This window comes from candidate division TA06 bacterium (assembly GCA_016235665.1).
In the GTDB taxonomy this organism is placed as follows: domain Bacteria; phylum Edwardsbacteria; class AC1; order AC1; family EtOH8; genus UBA5202.
This window is the reverse complement of record JACRJI010000008.1, coordinates 38,242-55,408: the sequence shown is the minus strand read 5'-3', so window position 1 is coordinate 55,408 and position 17,167 is coordinate 38,242. Positions and strand designations below refer to the sequence as shown.

Here is a 17,167-nt window from a genome sequence, read left to right as displayed (position 1 = left end):
AATGCTAATCTAATTCACTTTTCTTTCTTGAGATGCTCAACGATCTTGACCGCGGTTTTGGGCCCCAATACTTCGGCCAGGTTATCCTGGCTGGCCTCCTTAACTTTGGCCACCGATCCAAATGTTTTAAGCAAAAGACTGACCTTTTGGGGCCCGATGCCCGGTATCTTGTTCAGTTCGGAATCTATGCCCTTCTGTCTTAATTTGTGATGGTAGCTCTGGGCAAAACGATGCGACTCGTCCCGCAGTCTTTGCAGCAGATGCAGGCCTGAGGAATTCTTGGCCAAACTGACCACCTCGCCCCCGGTCAAGTATATCTCTTCCAACCGCTTGGCCAGCCCGGCCACCATTACATTATAACCCTTTTCATCAACCAATTGCAAGGCCGCATTCAGCTGGGGCAGTCCGCCGTCCACCAGCAGGAAATCGGGGTGCGGCTCGCTCTTTTCCTCCTGGCTGGCCCAATATCGTTCGATGGTCTCGCGCATCATGGCCGGGTCGTTGATGCCCTCCACCGTCTTGATCTTGAACTTGCGGTAGCCGGTCTTGTAGGGCCGGCCGTCCTTGAAACTGACCGCCGAGCCCACCGCATCGGTGCCCGAGATGTGCGAGATGTCGAAGGCCGTGATGCTGCGGGGCAATGTTGCCAGGTCCAGCGCCTGCTGCAGCTCCAGCAGCGGCTTGACAGTCTTGGAATTGAGCTCCTCCTTCTGGGCCACCGTCTCGTCCAGCTTGAACCCGATCTGCTTTTGGGCCAGGTTCAGGAACTTCTTTTCCAAGTTTGTGGAAGGCCGGGCGATGCTTACTTTCTGGTCATTTAAGCGGCTCAGCCAGTCCTGCAGCAGGTCCCGGTCCTCGGGCAATGCTTCGACCACGATTTTTTCCGGGATGGTCAGGGCCCTCAGGTAATGCTGTTCCAAAAAGCCCGGCCACAGCCTGCTTTCCTCCAGTTCCAGCGGGTTGTCCAGCACCCGGTCCAGCCGGGCCACCAGCCGGCCCTCCCGGAACTGGAGCACGGTGACAAAGGCCTGGGCCTTAAGCCGCCCCATGGCCATCACGTCGCAGTCGGCCTCATCGGGTAAAACGGTCTTCCGGTGGGCGGTAACTTTCTGGAGATTTTGCAGGTGATCGCGCCAGCGTGCGGCCTCCTCAAAATCCAGCTTCTGGGCGGATTCATCCCGCAGCCTTATCAGCTCCCGCTCCAGTTCCTTGCTGCGTCCGGTCAAAAAGCTCACCGCCGATTTTATCATGGCCTGGTATTCCTGTTCCGAGATGTAACCCTGGCAGGGCCCGTAGCATTTTCCGATATGGTAGTTCAGGCAGGGCCGGGCAGGCCCTTTGCCCGGCAGCTGGTGGGTGCAAGAACGCAGGGGAAAGATGGTCTTCAGCAGTTTCAGTGTCCGCTTGACCGCCGTGGCGTCGATATACGGCCCGAATAGTTTTGCCCCATCGTCGTCCAGGTCGCGGGTGGAATAGATCCGGGGAAAGGCTTCCCTGGTCACCTTGATCCAGGGGAATTTCTTGTCGTCTTTCAGATTGATGTTGTACTTGGGCTGGTGCTTCTTCACCAGCTGGGCCTCCAGGATCAGGGCCTCGATCTCGGAGTCGGTCAGGATGTACTCGATGTCCGCGGCCAAAGACACCATCCGCATTTCCTTGGGGTCGGTGTTGTTGCGCAGATGGTCCAGCACCCGGTCCTTTACGCTCTTGGCCTTGCCGATGTAGATGAATTCTCCGGCCGTATCCTTGAACAGATAGACACCGGGCTGTTGGGGGAAGTTTTGTATTTTGTTTACGATATCGGACACTGAAAGACACTGTTCCGTTTTGAATGAGGTGTATCTTACCGGATACCTATTTCAAGCTCCCTATGATCTTCACGCCCGACGAAGTTCCGATCCGGCTGGCCCCGGCCAGGATCATCTGGTTGGCATCCTCAAGGCTGCGCACCCCGCCTGAGGCCTTGACCCCCATCTGCTGTCCGACCGTCAGCCGCATCAGAGCTATGTCTGCGGCCGTGGCCCCGCCGCTGGAAAAACCGGTGGAGGTCTTCACATAATGGGCTCCAGCTGACTTTGAGATCAGGCAGGCCAGTATCTTCTCCTCTTCGGTCAGCAGACAGGTCTCTATGATCACCTTGACCAGCGCCCCGGAAGAAGCTTTGACCACGGAAGAGATGTCCTGGTGCACTGTTTTAAGGTCTTGTGACTTCAGCTCACCGATGTTCACCACCATGTCAACCTCGGCGGCCCCCTGTTTTACCGCCAGGCGGGCTTCATTGGACTTTGTTTCCGTGGCATTGGCCCCCAGCGGAAAACCGCAGACCGTGCAGACCTTGACCCGGCTGCCCTTCAACGAGTGGACGGCCAAAGGCACCCAGACAGGGTTTATGCAGACCGAGTAGAAACCATACTGCCTGGCCTCGGCGCACAGTTTTTCGATGTCCGCACTTTTGGCATCGGGTTTAAGGATGGTATGATCAATGAACCCGGCCATCTCTGTATTGGAACCCTGGATCTTTCCTGTTTTTGCGGTCTGATGTTTTACTTCTTGCCATATGGGATCATCAGGCAACTGGCCTGGAATAATTACGCCTGAGTTCTCCAATAACTGCCGGACTTGTTCTATCTGGTCTTGCATGGCATCTCCAATGTTCTTATCCTTAATATATTAAATCCCGTTAATCATGTAAATTCGCTTACGCTTTTATATTACTACCGCGTGCGCCTAAGCTGCTGCGGTGGCGCAAGGCAATCCTGTCATCCCCCGGAACGTTCAGAACGCCTCGCCCCAGGCAATCACCGCTCGCCAATATTTGATATGATCGATTTTGTCAAACGGAAAAGCAATGTCGGCCCGTCCGGTTCCGAATGGAAAGACGTACCTGGCCCCGAATCCCGGCGTTCCGTGCCACTGGGCCAGGGAGAGTTTAGCAAGCATGCAGTTTTCCAGCAAACCGGCATCAGTAAATATTACACCCACCCAGTGATTGGGGAAAAATATTTTTAGTTCCAAGTTAGTCAGTCCCATCTTGTCGCCGCCGATGTTGTTTCCTGATGCATCCGCCTGGCCCATTCGGCCATTGCTGAATCCCCTGACCGTGTTTGGCCCGCCTATAAAATACTTCTCATAAAGAGGCACCTGGGCGTGCAGAGCCCAATCTCCAATAATCCCGTATTTAATCCGGGCGGAGATCCCTATATGTTTGTACGGATTTAGATGGCATATCCACTCGTGCACCAGGCGCTGATATGTCTCGGCCCCTCCCAACAATCCTCCGGTGTAATCGGTCTGCCATTCAAACCCGAAACCCGAACGGGGATTCACCGGATCATCAAACCGGCGGTATTCGCCGAACAACTGCATCGAACGCCGCCCCCGGTAGCTGACGGTGTCGGCCGCGCTGCCCTGCCTGCTCCAGTCGGGTGATAGTTTAAGCCATTCCTGCTTCCAGCGGGCACCCAGATTGGAATACCGGCCCACGATTTTTGACAGCATCAGATCCAGCCCGATGGTCTGCAGACGGTAATCGGTATAGGGCGGCCGGAAATCGTCGTAATACAGCGAAACCTCGGACTGGGTGCGGCCGCCCCACAGCCATGGTTCCAGATAAGAAACCCTGGCCTGGCGTCTCACCGTGTTGAATCCGCTCCAGACCTGAAAGGCTGTCAGGGCCTTGAACTCCAGGGTTCTCCCCATTCCGCTGATGTTGCGGTCAGCCCAGCCGGCCGATATCCGGAAGGCATCGCCGCTGCCGTAACCAAAACCCGTGGCAAACACATGGCGGGTCTTCTCCTTCACTTCAATATCGATGTCTATCAATGACTGGTCGGGGTTGGTAGCGCCGGGAGAGACCCGGACCTCTTTGAACAAGCCGGTAGACAACAGTTGGAGTTGTGATTTTAACAGCGCCCGCCGGGAAAAGATGTCTCCCGGCTTCATCGTCAGTTCACGTTCTATTGCCTGGGTCTTGGTCAGCTCACTGCCGTGGATGTTGATTCGGCCTATCCTGGCTATCGGGCCTTCAATTACAGTAAATACCAGTTCCACCAGATAAGAATTCTTGTAATTCAACTCATGCTCCACCTCGGCAAAGATATAACCCAAGTCGGCATAGAGCAGCATCAGGTTGAAATCATCCTCTCCCAAGGCGGACAGATCAAGCCCGGCGCCAGGCTTTGACCTTAAGACCATAGCCAGCTGTTCACTTGCCAGAACTGTGTTGCCCTTGAAGACTATTTCCCCCACTATGCAGCGCCGGCCTTCTTCAATCGTGACCTCAACCAGGCCCGGGAGTTCCCCCATTGGATCTGAATATTTATGGCTGATGACGGCATCCAAATGACCCTGGCGGCTGTAGAATGACCTTAACCTTCCCGTTGCCGTCTCCAAGCTCTCGGGAATGATCTTTCCTTCAACCGGCCTGAACTTCAGTTGCTTTTTCAGCACCGCCGAAGAATAGGTTTTGTTGCCGTCAAAGGTTATCTCCAACCGGCCCGCCCCCGCGGCCCGGGCCGGGACAACGGCTGTGGCCCCCAGAAATAGTAATATCAGCAACTTATGCCAAAGGTGATTTCTCATATTCCCAAAATATCCCGGGTAAGTGAAAGATAAAGCATTAATTCCTTTGAACTTTGCAGGGGCCCGGCCAGACCAATTTTCATGGAAACAGGCAGGGCATAAAACACGGTCCAATCGGTGATCAGTTCCGCGCCCAGGCTTTGTTTGAAAGGTTTGTCCTTTAAACCGGAAAAGCTGGCGGCCCCGGCTCCTCCCTCCCAGAAGGCCGCGGCATGAATGTTCTTAAAGTAGACCGGCCAGGTGGAGTGCCCCCTGTTGATGTCTAACAGGGGGAAACGGTATTCCAGGGTAGCGGCCACCCGGCGCGGGGACTGGGGGATCCCGTCATCATAGCCCCGCAGGTGGAACCGGTCGTTGCTCTCGGGATAGGCCTGGCCCTCCGCCAGGCAAACATCGGAACGGAAGCTGGCGTACAGCACCTGGCGGTCGAACGGCAGGCTGAAGTATTCGTTCCACATCCCGAACAGGCAGGTCTGGTCGACGTCGCTTCCGAAGGCTTCGCTGTAAAAACCGGTCCTGAAGTAAAGCAGCCTTCCGCCCGTGGGGCTGATTGAATTCCGGTATACCCGGTAACTGGCGAACTGCAGGGACGGGCTGATGTCGCAGAGGTTCCCGGTCCAGTACCACGCGTCCAGATCTCCCGAACTCCGCAGCCGCTGATGCCTGAAACGAACATACGGCGTGATGCTGTAGTCGGACCGCTTGAATGGCAGACGTAAGGTCAAACTCTGTTGCTGCTCCCTCTGCCAGTATACCCTGTCCACACAGGTCTTTGATAAATGGCGGACATATCTGACCGGGTAATCCCTCAGCATCAGGCTCCAGGGTACAATCGAGCTCTGATCGTTGTACTCCAAAGCATAGTATAATCTTTTGCTGGCCGGACCGACCCCGGCCGACAGGTAATAATCCCTTTGCAGCAAGGCGTCCCATCCCATAAAGCTGAAGCCCATTGCTGTGTCCTGCTCGTCGGCAAAAGCGGCGGGGAACCACAGCACCGGGAGCATGGTCGTGATAGGATGGTATTTTTTGACCTGGGGGCCAGCCACCACTTGGACGCCGGAGGACTGGAGCGTTTCGGCATCAAGGAACACCCCTTGGGGAACAGGATAGTCACCGGTTTTTGACTTGACCAGGTCATATCCCCGGGCCGAAAGGTCGAGATACACGACGGTGCTGTCATCAATGATCCTGGAGCTGAAAGAACCGCCCACCGCATTGGTCAACCGGGAGATCGTTCTTAGACCAAGATCATAGCTGTACGCATTCCAGATGCCGGAGCGGTCGGATGAGAAATACAAGGTTTTCCCGTCCTTTGACCAGCCGGGCCACAGCTCCTGGGCCTGGTCGCAGAACAGCGGCTGGAATTCTGCCCCGGAGAGGTCATAGACGTAGATGTCGTTGAAACCCTCTCCGGTCCAGGCTGACAGGGCCAGCCTGTTGCCGTCGGGCGACATTTTCAGGTGGCTGTAGGTGCAGGAATCCGAAAACTCGGTAAGGAATTTGACCCGACGGGAGGCGATGTCGATCAGGCCCAGGGCATAACCTCCCCCGTTCTCGGTGGAGAAATAAAGGGTATTCCCGTCGGCGGACCAGGCAGGATCTTTGGCCCGGAGGCCTTGGCTTAGCCTGGCGGTCTTGCCGGAGGCGATCTCCAGCACATACAGGTCGTTGTATCGCTGATTCCCCGTTCCCAGATATTCCGCCTTGGCGAAAGCCAACCGGGTGCCGTCGGGGCTGAAGCACAGGCTGCCCTGGAAATCGCCCCGTGCCAGGATGCGGGAAGCTTTGGCGGCCAGATCATAGAGCACCAACCGGGCGCGGTCCCGGCTGTCGCTCTGCAAATAGGCGGCATGCCTGCCGTCCGGGGAAACGTCCAGCCCCTCCTTTTTAAATCCGTCGGAGGTCAGTTTTTCACCCAGGAGCGGGCCGGATGCTTTTATTGAATCTATCTGTGCCCGGTAGAATTGCCGGCTCCAAAGCCTCCATTCATCCCACATCAGGGGCAGGCTTTTACCGTATGTCCTCTTGGCCGGACGGTTCTGCATGAACGGCAGCACCAGGCCGCTGTGCCTTCTTTGATATTCGGCCAGCTTGGATTCCCCGTAGGTATCCGCCAGATATTCGGTGAATTTACCGCCCAACAGATAAGGGGCATCGGCCGGCCAGTCCGGGCCGAAGACGGCCGCCTGATCTATGGCCGCCCACCTGCCTTCATTTACCGCCGACCTCAGCACCCCGTTGTACAAAGCCCCGTTGTTTCGACCGAACCTGGTGTAGCGGCTTTCGGCGTAGACCGCCAAACCTTCGATCTGGCTCCAGGGCTGGACGGCGTTGGGCAGAAAAAGCCTTCCGAAAACAGAACACAGGAATCCGGGAAACCCGCTGACCATGTCCATATCCAGCAGGTGGGCGTATTCGTGAACTATCAGCTCTTCCATCCAGTCGTCATAGTTGCCTGGCTGCCCGGCCGGCTGGCTCAGGTAAATGACGATGGTCCTCCGGGGAAAGGCCGTGGTGATGGCGTTGGCCTGGTCCAGATGATCGGTGATTATGATCTCGGTCCGGCCTTCCGGTCTCCATTTTAAGAACGGGACCAACCGGTCATGGGTCTGTTCGGCCAGCCGGGCGCATTTTTCCGCCTGAGCCCGGTGGGCGGGCTGGAACAGGATTTTGAAATGGAGTGTTTCCAGTTGCAGCCAGGAATGGCCCGGAGGAACCAGATCTATACCATAGGTTTGGGCTGCCAGCTTTGGGCTATAAATTGGCAAGATAAATATTACGGCCAGCGCCAGCCAAACCAATGATTTAAAACGGATTTGCATGATTTTATTATAACCAATTTACCGGCTTTTGTCCATATTAAAACGGCATACCGATCAAATCGATATGCCGTTGTTAAAAACCGTAAATTACCGGGATAAGCTATCAAATAATGAATTTCCCGTTCTCATAGACCAATTCATCATCGGCAAATATCTTCCCGCCTTCCTTCATATCGCAGAGCATGTCCCAATGAACGGAAGAAACATTCTTGCCCCCGGATTCATGGAGCGAGCGCCCTATGGCCAAATGCACCGTGCCGCCGATCTTCTCGTCAAACAACATGTTGCGGGTGAATTTCTTGATGTTATAATTAGTTCCCACCGCTATCTCGCCTACGAATCTTGCGCCGGGATCGGTCTCCAGTATCTGGTTCAGCAGTTCTCCGCCCTTGCCGGCCGAGGCCTTGACTACCTTCCCCTTCTCAAAGGTCAACCGGATGTCCTCCACCTCCCGGCCCATGAAGATGCCGGGATAGCTGAAGCGGATTGTGCCCTCCACTGTGTCCTCCACCGGCCCGGTGAACACCTCGCCGTCCGGGAAATTCTGATGGCCCGAACAGTTAACCCACTTGCGCCCGGCTATGGACATCTTCAGGTCGGTGTCCCTGGAGATGATGCGCAGGGTCTTCTTTTTATCCAAGAGATCGCAGAGGCGCTGTTGCTCCGAGTGGATCTGTTTCCACCTGGCCACCGGGTCGGCCTCACTCAGATAGCATGAGCCGTAGACGAAATCCTGATAATCGGCCAGCGACATGCTGGCTTCCTGGGCATTGGCCCAGTTGGGATGCATGGTTCCGCACCAGCGAGCCTCTCCCTTGGCCATCCGCTCCATCATAATCTGCATCACCGGGGCCCCGGATTGCGAGGCCAGCCTGGACTTTGCCGGGTCTACGTTGGACATCAGCCTGGTGTTGATGGTGCCCATCAGGGTCAAAAAGACATCGAAGGTCTTGTAGGCGGTCAGGTCGTTCTCGTGGATGAACTTTATCTGGTCCTCGCTGCCCTGCTGGAGCATGATCTCGCTCAGTTCCTCGTTGGAGATCCTGACCTGGGGATGGGCGCCCAGTTCCAAGGCGGCTCTGAAGCACTCTTTCATCAAGGGATAAGTGACATAAGCGCCCTGGATCAGGACCTTCTCGCCCTTTTTCAGGTCCAGGCAATACCGGGTTATAACCTGGGCGTGCTTTTGGATCAATAATTCCATGTGAAATACCCTCCTTTGACAGGATTTACATGATCTATTCAGTTCATCCCAAACTCAACTCCGATCCCCTTTTCTTGCTTGAATGAATGCCATAATATATCCAAGAGAAGGGGCCAAGGGGATAAGTTCAGATCGTGGTCCTGATCGGCAGCACCACGGTGGTGATGCCCAGCCACTGCAGGCGCTGCTGCAGGGCGAACGGGGTCTCGTTGTGCAGGAACCGGTGGAAGATGCTTTCCCGGGTGAATATCAGCTTGCTGGCGAAGACTGTGGACCGTGGATATTCCTTGGCTACCTCCTGGCAAAGCTGGCTGGCGGTCTCAATCACCTCGGTGCCCACATCCATCCGGTAATCGGCCGGGAAGCCGAAACGCCGGGCTATATCCACGTATTTTTTAAGCGATTCCTCCACCGATATTTTCAGGGCATCAACTTCCTGGGCCCCCTTGAAGGATCCGGAATCAACCACCGCCACTGAGATAAAGATGAAATTTTTGTATAGTTTCGGGAAATTTCTGATCACTGAAAGCAGAGTATGAACCCCGAACCCGTTGTATTCGTTTACCAGCACCACCGCCGTCATCTCCTTGGGATTGAGCGGTTCCACGTTCTTGGATCCGTGGGTTGGCAGATCCAGCAGCATCTCGTCCAGCTCCCGGGAACCCTTCTTGACCGTCTCGTAATGGTTGCGGATGCGGTAGCACAAAACAACCAATACAAAGGTGATCACCAGTGTCAGCCATCCGCCGTGCAGGAATTTTTCATAAACCGCGATGCCCAGGATGGTCAGGCACAGGATCAGGCCGGTGATATGCACCGGGATATGCTTCTTCCAGTCTTTTTCCCGTTTGCGGTGGGTGATGAAATACCTGATCATCCCCGTTTCCGAAAGGGAAAAGGTCAGAAAAACGTTGATGGAATACATGATCACCAGCATGGTGATCGATCCCTTGGTGTAGAATAGCAGGGCCATAGACGCGATCCCCATCAGCAGCACGCCGTTCTGCATCGAAAGCCGGTCCGACAGGGCCGCAAAGCGGTGGGGGAACCAGGAGTCGATGGCCATGTTGGCCATCACCCGCGGCCCGTCGATGAAACCGGTCTGGGCGGCCACAAACAGCAATGCCCCTTCCGATGCCAGCGTCACCAGGGCCAGCGCCGATCCCAGCGGCCAGCTGCCGAACAACGCTTCGGCCAGCACCGCATTCATGGTCTTTCCCGCCATCGGCTGCACCCGGAGCAGCATATAGCAAATCAGCAGTCCGCCGGCGGTGAAGGCCAGCGAGGTGGCCATCAGGGCCATGGTCCGTTTGCCGGTCTTCACCCGGGGCTCGCGCATCACCTGCAGGCCGTTGGAGACCGCCTCGATCCCGGTGTAGGTGCCGGCGCCCATTGAATAGGCCCGCATGAATATGGCCAGCACTCCCCACATTCCGATGGCCGCAATATCAGTTTTGAGGCTGTTTCGGACCTCTACGGCTACCGGGACAAATTGTCCCGTATGGCTCAGGATGCCGTAACCGATCATGATGATATGGGTCAGAAAAAATACGACAAAGATCGGGGCCAGAAAGGTGACCGACTCCTTGACGCCCCTCAGGTTCAGCAGGATTAGCACCAGGATCAGTAAGGCGCACAGCGGGATCTTGTAAACATGGTAATGCAGCGGCAGGAAGCTGAACAGGGCGTCGCCGCAGGAAACGATGGAAACGGTGATGGTCAGGATGTAATCCACCAGCAGGGCCGCGCCGGAAATCACCCCGGCCTTCTCCCCCAGGGTATGGGTGGCCACTATATAACCGCCTCCGCCGTGGGGGAAATGCTCGATGATCCGGGAGTAGGCGTAGGAGATGATAAAGACCGTCAGGGCCGTGGCCAGGGCGATGAACACCAACAGGTAGGTGTGGGTCCCCAGAGTCCGAAAAGCTTCATCCGGACCGTAGGAAGACGACGAAAGCCCGTCCGCTCCCAGACCGATCCAGGCCATCAGGGCCACCAGCGAGATCTTGTGGAATATCTTAGGATCATCCACGTCCTTGGGGCCGCCGATGACTGTGCGGCGGAACTTGTTGACTAACTTGGTGATGAATTCCGACTCGGAAAACGGCATATCATTCCTGTAATAGTGTTGATGACGGTATTTTCTCTGGTCTTGACCCTTAAAACTAAAGCCTTTTATTTTTTACAATAAAAGGCAGGGAAAAAGGCACTCCCTGGTCCGGATCCAAGGTCATGCCGTATTTTATTTAGTTTTATAAAAGTGGTCGGGGTGAGAGGATTCGAACCTCCGACTTCTTGGTCCCGAACCAAGCGCGCTACCGGGCTGCGCTACACCCCGTTTGATTGAGTTAGAGTTTAATTGACAGGATTAACATGATTATGGGATCACAACTTGAGAACTGGCAAAGTATCCCGGGTAATCTGTCTATCCTGTTTGATTTTTTAAATGGTCGGGGTGAGTGGATTCGAACCACCGGCCCCTTGACCCCCAGTCAAGTGCGCTAACCGGACTGCGCTACACCCCGACACAAACTCTAATTATACGAAAAAATCAGTTTTAATGCAAGCAGTATTTATTTATTTTAAAGAGGGCGGCTTCCGGTTTAGAATATCCAGCACCTGCCTCAGTTCTCCGGCGATGGCCTTGACCCCCGACCGGCTGCGCCATTGGTTGAAAGGGATCTCCAGCTGGTCCCGCTCCTTTTCCTTGATCTCCTTCAGGCGGTTGCGGGCCCCGGCTATAGTGTAGCCGTCCTGGTACAGCAGCTTCTTGATCAGCAGCACCATCTTGATGTCCTCCACCTGGTACTGGCGGCGGCCGCCCCGGGTGGTCTTGGGCTTGAGCGCCGAAAACTCGCTCTCCCAGAATCTCAGGATATACGGCTCCAGCTCCGCCATCTGGGAAACCTCCCGGATGTTGTGGTAGACCTTCATCCGGTCGGATCTGTCCATCTTGGGTCTGCTTTGTGGCTGTTCCGCAACCGGGGCTGTTTGTTCGTCCATTTCCTAAGCCTCCATAAATGAGATCATTTGGCTTTTAAGCTTTTTTTCTCTCCGGTATGAATGAAGCAGGCGGTGCTGGCAGAAGGTGCAGAGTTCCGAGACATGAATGTCTTCAGGTGAAAGCCAGGCTTGAACTATCTGGCTCCGGTTCTCTGCCTTCAGGTCCAACCGCCATTTGCCGCCGCCCTCTGATATTTTGACCGGCGGACCGAACTTGTCAGCCACTTCTGCCCCGACCTGATAGCAGTTCTGTTCGATGGCCGGACCGATCACCGCCGCAATGCTTCCCGGTTTAAGGCCGTATGCCGCCATGAACTGCTGCAGTCCCTTTTGGGCGATGCCCAGGGCGGTACCCTTCCATCCGGCATGGATCAGGCAGACCGCTTTGTTTTCCTTGTCCGCCAGGAATATGGGGACGCAGTCGGCGGTGTGGATGGTGATCACCGCGCCGGGAACCTGGGTCATCAGCCCGTCAGCTTCGATCTTTTTTGGGTAGTACCCGGAATATTCCGGCGGGATCGTTTCTATGTGCGCTCCGTGGACATGGTGGGTCACCGCCAGCCTGCCCCCGGTTCCCAGTTTCTGGTAAACCTGCTCCTTGTCTATTTCCCGTCCGTTTGACTTGATGACCATCCCGTGCTTTATGCCATACCGGTTCAGGATATCAAAGCTCAGGATGCTCAGGCCGTTCTGTTCCGAGATCAGTTCTGCGGTCATTTTTCGGACTTGGGATCGCGGGTCATCAGGGCCTCCACCGCCAGGCGGGGAGATTTGTCATGGAAAAGCACCAGGTACATCTGCTCGGTGATGGGCATCTCTATTCGATATTCTTTTGACAATTCGTAGGCCGCCTTGGCGGTATTCACCCCCTCGGCCACCATCACCATTTCCTTTAAGATGTCGTCCAGTCTTTGTCCCTGGCCGATCCTGCTTCCCACGATATGGTTGCGGCTTTGCGGGCTGGAACAGGTGGTGATCAGGTCCCCCATTCCGGTAAGGCCGGCGAAAGTGGCCGGATCGGCTCCCAGAGCTGTTCCCAGCCGGGTGATCTCGGCCAGTCCCCGGGTCAGAAGCGCCCCCTTGGTGTTGGCCCCCAGTTCCATCCCGTCTATGATCCCGGCCGCGATGGCGATAACGTTCTTCAGACTCCCGCCCAGCTCGGCCCCCGCCACATCGCTGCCGGTGTAGACCCGCAGATACCGGGACATCAGGGCAGACTGTACTTCCTGGGCGGCCGGCAGATCGGCGGAAGATGCGACAGTGGTGGCAGGCAGATGGCGGGCGATCTCGGAAGCGATATTGGGGCCGGACAATACCGTCAGCCGCCCGGCCTTTTCCTTCAGTGTCTGTTCTATGACCTGCGACATCCGCAGGCGGGTCTTGTCCTCCAAGCCTTTGATGGCGCTGACGATCACTGTGTCCGAAGACAGCAATGGATAGGCCTGTTCGCAGACCTTCCTGAGCACTGAGGATGGCAGCGCCAGGAAACAGATATCAGCCCTCTGCAATGAAAGGCCCAGATCGGAACTTACGGCCACGCCTTGGGGAATGGTTACCCCCGGCAGGAACTGCCTGTTCTGGCGGATACGCTGGATCTCTTCCGCTGCCTGGGGCAGATATTCCCAAAGCCGCACCCGGTGGCCCTGCTCGGCCAGGATCACGGCCAGGGTGGTGCCCCAGTTGCCTGCGCCTAGGATGGATATGTTCTTGGTTTTATGTGACATTGATCAATACCTATTCCCCACCAAAGAGCACGAAAAAATAACGATAAATATTTTAGATCATTTCGTGTGTTTCGTGGGAAGGTTTCCAAAGAATATTATTTTGTTGGCTGGGCCTTCTTGAAACTGATCCTGTTCTCATTGCCATGCATCAACCGCACGATGTTGGCCTTGTGGGTCACCAGTATCAGCAGCACCACGAACCAGCCCACCGCCAGCATCGGAGCAAAAGGATCTTCGCCCTTCAGTATCAACTGAACGGCCACCCCGATGGGAAAGGTTATCGAGGCGCAGATGGAGCCCAGCGAAACATAGCGGGTAAGGCCAAAGACCAGGGCAAAGACCAGCAAGGCGGCCAGCAGCGGCAGCGGCGCCAGCCCCAGCATGGCCCCGGAGGCCGTGGCCACGCCCTTGCCGCCTTTGAATTTGAGATACGGGGTGAAGACGTGGCCCAGAATGGCGGCCAGGGCGACTGCAATGTGGAACCATTGCTGCTGGGGCGTGGCGGCCGGCCAGAGCATTTGGGCCAATAGAACCGGCAGCAGGCCCTTTACGGCGTCCAGCAGGTAGACCGCTATCCCCGGACCTTTACCGATGACCCGAAGAACATTGGTGGCCCCCACGTTCTTGCTGCCATGCTCCCGGATGTCAATGCCTTTAAGCATTTTCCCGGCCAGGTAGCCGAAGGGAATGCCTCCGGTCAGGTAAGCTCCTATGATGAATAGTATACGATACAACATAAAGTTCTCTTTTTACCCTTGACGTTAAACACAAATTCGTTAAAACAAATCAAGTAATTAATTTCCCCGAATAATTAGTAGTATAACGTTTTCTAAAGTAACTACAGAAAAACAAAAACAATAAAATAATTGGCAAATAGAATAATAATCCGTAAAGATAGTTTATTATAAATGACAGAAACGATTCTGATTGTCCTGCCATATCTATTAAACTATAAACTAGTAACAAGACTAACGACAAACAATTTAAATTAAACCAAAAAAATGGTTTTTTGTATTTTTCCCATACTACTACAATGCCGGAGGATATTAAACAAGTCAAATTGAAGCTAAATAAAATAGTAAAAGATACTATTCTAAATAAGTTATTAATCCTGTTGTAGCTACTAACTAATTCAGGGATTGAAATCAATATGTAAATAAGTGCGAATAATATTGCCACAAGACCAATTACGATTTCGATTATTCTCGAAAAAGATGCTTTGCTCATATTGCACCCGGCTTCCTTATATAATGTAATTTACCTTACTTGCTGTTTTCCAGTTCCGCCCGGAACTTGGGCCTCTTCCCGAAATCCAGCATCTGCCGCTTCTTCCAGCCCGAGGGCGCCTTGGACCTTTGGAACATCAGCCTGATGGGCGTGCCGGTGATGGCCAGCCGGGTGTGCAGGCTACTCTGGAGATAACGCAGATAGTTGGTGGGTATCAGATTGGGCAGGTTGCTCTCGATCACGAACCGGGGCGGGGCCTGGCCCTCCTGCCTGATGGAGTAAAGGGTAATCTCCTTGCCCCTCACCGCCGGCGGGTGCAGTTTCTTGATGGTATCCTCAAAGGCCTGGACCACCACCGCCGGTTCAAAGACCTTGTTCCAGTGGTGATAGGCATTGAGTATCTTCTGCAGCAGGTTAAAGACCCCGTCATTGTTCAGGGCCGAGGTAAAGACGAATTCGGCGAAGTTGACGAAGGCCAGCTGCTGTTTAAGCCAGCCCAGGTAATTGGCCTTGTTCTCCTCGGTCATCAGGTCCCATTTGTTGATCACCACCACCAGGGCCTTGTTGGAGGTCTCCAGCATGGCCACCAAAGTGGTGTCCAGGTGGGAAAGCCCCTGGGAGCTGTCCAGCACCAGCACCCCCACCTGGCAGCGCTCCACCGCCCGTTCGGTCCGCAGCCGGGTGTAGAACTCCACATCGTCGTGGGCGCTGGTCTTGCGCCTTAAGCCGGCGGTGTCTATCAGCACGAATTCCTGGTCGTTCCAGCTGAAGATGGTGTCCACCGAATCCCTGGTGGTGCCCGGCACCGAATCCACTATCACCCGCTCCCGGCCCACGATGGCGTTGACCAGGGATGATTTCCCCACGTTGGGCTTGCCCACGATGGCCACCTGGACCGCCTTGTCGTTAAGGGGCTGCTCCGGGCTCTTGGGCAGTTTTTTGACCACCTCGTCCAGCAGGTCGCCTATGGACAGGCCCGGCCCGGCCGCTATCAGCAGGGGCTCGCCCAGCCCCAGCCGCATGAATTCATATGACTCGGCCTCGTCCTTGGGCTTGTCCACCTTGTTGACCGCCAGGATGATCGGCTTTCCCTGCTTGCGGACTGTCTTGGCTATCTGGGCGTCGGCGTCGGTCATGCCGCTCTTGCGGTCCACCAGGAACAAAAGCAGATCCGCCTCTTCCATGGCCGCATCCACCTGGCGCTTGATGGAGTTCTCCATCCGGTCCTTGGTGTTGGGCACCAGCCCGCCGGTGTCTATCAGGTAAAAGTATTTTCCGTTCCAGTCGGCGATGGCGTAGTTGCGGTCCCGGGTCACCCCGGGCATGTCGTCGACGATGGCGGCCTTGGATTTGAGGATCCGGTTGAACAGGGTGGACTTGCCCACGTTGGGGCGTCCGATGATGGCTACGATGGGATAATTCATTTATTTCCAGTCGGCTTTTAAGCGGTATGCAAATCCTATATTTTATAGGACGCTGATTAACGCAGATTTATAAAATAACCTATTAGACGGTGATTTGGAAGAATGGGAAACTGAAATACGATTCCTGCTTTCATGGTTTCCTGATAATAATACCCCCGGCTTGGTCCCTATTTTCTCAGTTCCCTGGCCTTTTGGTGTATGGCCTGGTTCTGCTGGATGTATTCCGGGGTCAGGGTCAGGCCGTGGGCGTAGGGCTTGCCCTGCTGGTCGATGGTGACGAAGGTGGCGAAGCTGGTGACGTACGGTTCGGCATCCTGATTAGCGAAGACCCGGCCGTAGACCGTGATGCTCTTCTGCCCCAGGTAGGCCAGTTGGGATTCCACCCGGATGATGTCGCCCCGCCTGGCCGGCTTGATGAAGCTCATCCCGTGGACCTGGACGCAGACCACGTCCTCCGGCCTCTTCACCGCCCGGGCCGCGCAGATGAAGCAGGCCTCCACCATCCACTCGGACATTCTTCCGGCGAACAAAGTGCCGTGGTGGTTCAGGTCCTCGTATTTTACCAGATGCGATATTTGAACCGGGTTCATAATGATATCCGTATTTTATGTTTGGTTTGCAATGTGCCTGAGCCAGCAATCCGATGTCAGATGAAAAGAAAGAAACCGTTAAGCATATTGAATATGCCCCACAGGCCAAATCCAAGCCCCAGAAACCAAAGCAGCTGCCGTTTAAGCAATGCGCCCATGGAGGACAGCATGATGGCTATCTGCAGCAGTATCACCGCCAGGCCGAAGGATGCCCCGTGCTTTTTGAAAATATCCTGCTGTTTGGCAAATTGCTCAGCCTCGGTCTTTATCTGGTTCTTCTCCTGATCGTACCGGACAATGTCAGCCTGGTATATTTTCAGCTTATTCTCAAGGTATTCCCTGCTTTTGGCGCTGGTGGCGGCCAGCAGATTGGCCTGCATCACATCGTGCATGGTTTCGCAGGTATGCTGTTTGATGCTTTTTGACTGAAAATAGGCCCAGCTGCTGGCTTCCTTGGTGTTGGTCAGCTGCACTTTGGTGGAATAGCTGCTGGCCCGAAGCGAGCTGATGGCCGCGCAAACCGCCAGTATGGTGGTGGTCAGAGAGATCCAGGCCATCCACTTTTCTTTGTTGGATTCAGACATGGTAT

Annotated in this window: 13 protein-coding genes and 2 tRNA genes; all 15 read right to left on the bottom strand. The window is 55.0% G+C overall.

The genetic code is table 11. The features are described 5' to 3' along the window. Positions 1-14 precede the first annotated feature (14 nt). The 15 genes from uvrC to HZA73_02920 all read right to left on the bottom strand — a co-directional run bounded on the left by uvrC (position 15) and on the right by HZA73_02920 (position 17,162). Positions 15-1,808 (bottom strand): excinuclease ABC subunit UvrC, encoded by a 1,794-nt coding sequence (gene uvrC / locus HZA73_02990; GenBank protein MBI5804992.1) that lies wholly within the window; start codon positions 1,806-1,808, stop codon positions 15-17. Positions 1,809-1,854: 46 nt separating this feature from the next. Next, positions 1,855-2,496: a deoxyribose-phosphate aldolase gene (deoC, locus tag HZA73_02985; GenBank protein MBI5804991.1), complete on the bottom strand. Its 642-nt coding sequence runs from the start codon at positions 2,494-2,496 to the stop codon at positions 1,855-1,857. A gap of 279 nt (positions 2,497-2,775) precedes the next feature. Beyond that, positions 2,776-4,581 carry a BamA/TamA family outer membrane protein gene (locus HZA73_02980; GenBank protein ID MBI5804990.1) on the bottom strand — a complete coding sequence of 602 codons (1,806 nt, stop codon included), beginning with the start codon at positions 4,579-4,581 and terminating at the stop codon, positions 2,776-2,778. Then, positions 4,578-7,406, bottom strand: a complete 2,829-nt coding sequence (locus HZA73_02975) for a PD40 domain-containing protein (GenBank protein MBI5804989.1) — start codon at positions 7,404-7,406, stop codon at positions 4,578-4,580. The genes HZA73_02980 and HZA73_02975 overlap by 4 nt, the downstream gene beginning before the upstream one ends. A 103-nt stretch (positions 7,407-7,509) precedes the next feature. Continuing rightward, positions 7,510-8,610 (bottom strand): aminopeptidase, encoded by a 1,101-nt coding sequence (locus HZA73_02970; GenBank protein MBI5804988.1) that lies wholly within the window; start codon positions 8,608-8,610, stop codon positions 7,510-7,512. Between the two features lie 127 nt (positions 8,611-8,737). Next, the gene (locus HZA73_02965; GenBank protein ID MBI5804987.1) at positions 8,738-10,720 is read right to left on the bottom strand and encodes an amino acid permease; all 1,983 of its coding nucleotides are present in this window, start codon (positions 10,718-10,720) and stop codon (positions 8,738-8,740) included. 151 nt (positions 10,721-10,871) lie between these two features. Beyond that, positions 10,872-10,948: transfer RNA gene (locus HZA73_02960), tRNA-Pro, on the bottom strand. A gap of 109 nt (positions 10,949-11,057) precedes the next feature. Further along, positions 11,058-11,135 (bottom strand) — tRNA-Pro (locus HZA73_02955). A 52-nt stretch (positions 11,136-11,187) separates the two neighbouring features. Further along, on the bottom strand, positions 11,188-11,613 hold the full coding sequence (locus HZA73_02950) for a MerR family transcriptional regulator (protein MBI5804986.1): 426 nt from the start codon (positions 11,611-11,613) through the stop codon (positions 11,188-11,190). 3 nt (positions 11,614-11,616) lie between these two features. Next, entirely contained in the window at positions 11,617-12,330 is a 714-nt protein-coding gene (gene pgeF / locus HZA73_02945) for a peptidoglycan editing factor PgeF (GenBank protein MBI5804985.1), read from the bottom strand. After that, positions 12,327-13,337 (bottom strand): NAD(P)-dependent glycerol-3-phosphate dehydrogenase, encoded by a 1,011-nt coding sequence (locus HZA73_02940; GenBank protein ID MBI5804984.1) that lies wholly within the window; start codon positions 13,335-13,337, stop codon positions 12,327-12,329. Before HZA73_02940 ends, pgeF begins: the two co-directional genes overlap by 4 nt. A gap of 95 nt (positions 13,338-13,432) precedes the next feature. Further along, positions 13,433-14,074, bottom strand: a complete 642-nt coding sequence (plsY, locus tag HZA73_02935) for a glycerol-3-phosphate 1-O-acyltransferase PlsY (GenBank protein ID MBI5804983.1) — start codon at positions 14,072-14,074, stop codon at positions 13,433-13,435. A 525-nt stretch (positions 14,075-14,599) separates the two neighbouring features. Next, on the bottom strand, positions 14,600-15,988 hold the full coding sequence (gene der / locus HZA73_02930; GenBank protein MBI5804982.1) for a ribosome biogenesis GTPase Der: 1,389 nt from the start codon (positions 15,986-15,988) through the stop codon (positions 14,600-14,602). Positions 15,989-16,155: 167 nt separating this feature from the next. After that, positions 16,156-16,578, bottom strand: a complete 423-nt coding sequence (locus tag HZA73_02925) for an acyl-CoA thioesterase (GenBank protein ID MBI5804981.1) — start codon at positions 16,576-16,578, stop codon at positions 16,156-16,158. Between the two features lie 56 nt (positions 16,579-16,634). Then, a complete protein-coding gene (locus HZA73_02920) occupies positions 16,635-17,162 on the bottom strand; it encodes a DUF4337 domain-containing protein (protein ID MBI5804980.1) in 528 nt (175 codons plus the stop codon). Between the last annotated feature and the right edge of the window lie 5 nt (positions 17,163-17,167).

Coding starts and splice junctions, on each gene's coding strand:
- deoC (MBI5804991.1), bottom strand. CDS start 2,496: ATGGCCGGGTTCATTGATCATACCATCCTTAAACCCGATGCCAAAAGT.
- HZA73_02980 (MBI5804990.1), bottom strand. CDS start 4,581: ATGAGAAATCACCTTTGGCATAAGTTGCTGATATTACTATTTCTGGGG.
- HZA73_02975 (MBI5804989.1), bottom strand. CDS start 7,406: ATGCAAATCCGTTTTAAATCATTGGTTTGGCTGGCGCTGGCCGTAATA.
- HZA73_02970 (MBI5804988.1), bottom strand. CDS start 8,610: ATGGAATTATTGATCCAAAAGCACGCCCAGGTTATAACCCGGTATTGC.
- HZA73_02965 (MBI5804987.1), bottom strand. CDS start 10,720: ATGCCGTTTTCCGAGTCGGAATTCATCACCAAGTTAGTCAACAAGTTC.
- HZA73_02950 (MBI5804986.1), bottom strand. CDS start 11,613: ATGGACGAACAAACAGCCCCGGTTGCGGAACAGCCACAAAGCAGACCC.
- pgeF (MBI5804985.1), bottom strand. CDS start 12,330: ATGACCGCAGAACTGATCTCGGAACAGAACGGCCTGAGCATCCTGAGC.
- HZA73_02940 (MBI5804984.1), bottom strand. CDS start 13,337: ATGTCACATAAAACCAAGAACATATCCATCCTAGGCGCAGGCAACTGG.
- plsY (MBI5804983.1), bottom strand. CDS start 14,074: ATGTTGTATCGTATACTATTCATCATAGGAGCTTACCTGACCGGAGGC.
- der (MBI5804982.1), bottom strand. CDS start 15,988: ATGAATTATCCCATCGTAGCCATCATCGGACGCCCCAACGTGGGCAAG.
- HZA73_02925 (MBI5804981.1), bottom strand. CDS start 16,578: ATGAACCCGGTTCAAATATCGCATCTGGTAAAATACGAGGACCTGAAC.
- HZA73_02920 (MBI5804980.1), bottom strand. CDS start 17,162: ATGTCTGAATCCAACAAAGAAAAGTGGATGGCCTGGATCTCTCTGACC.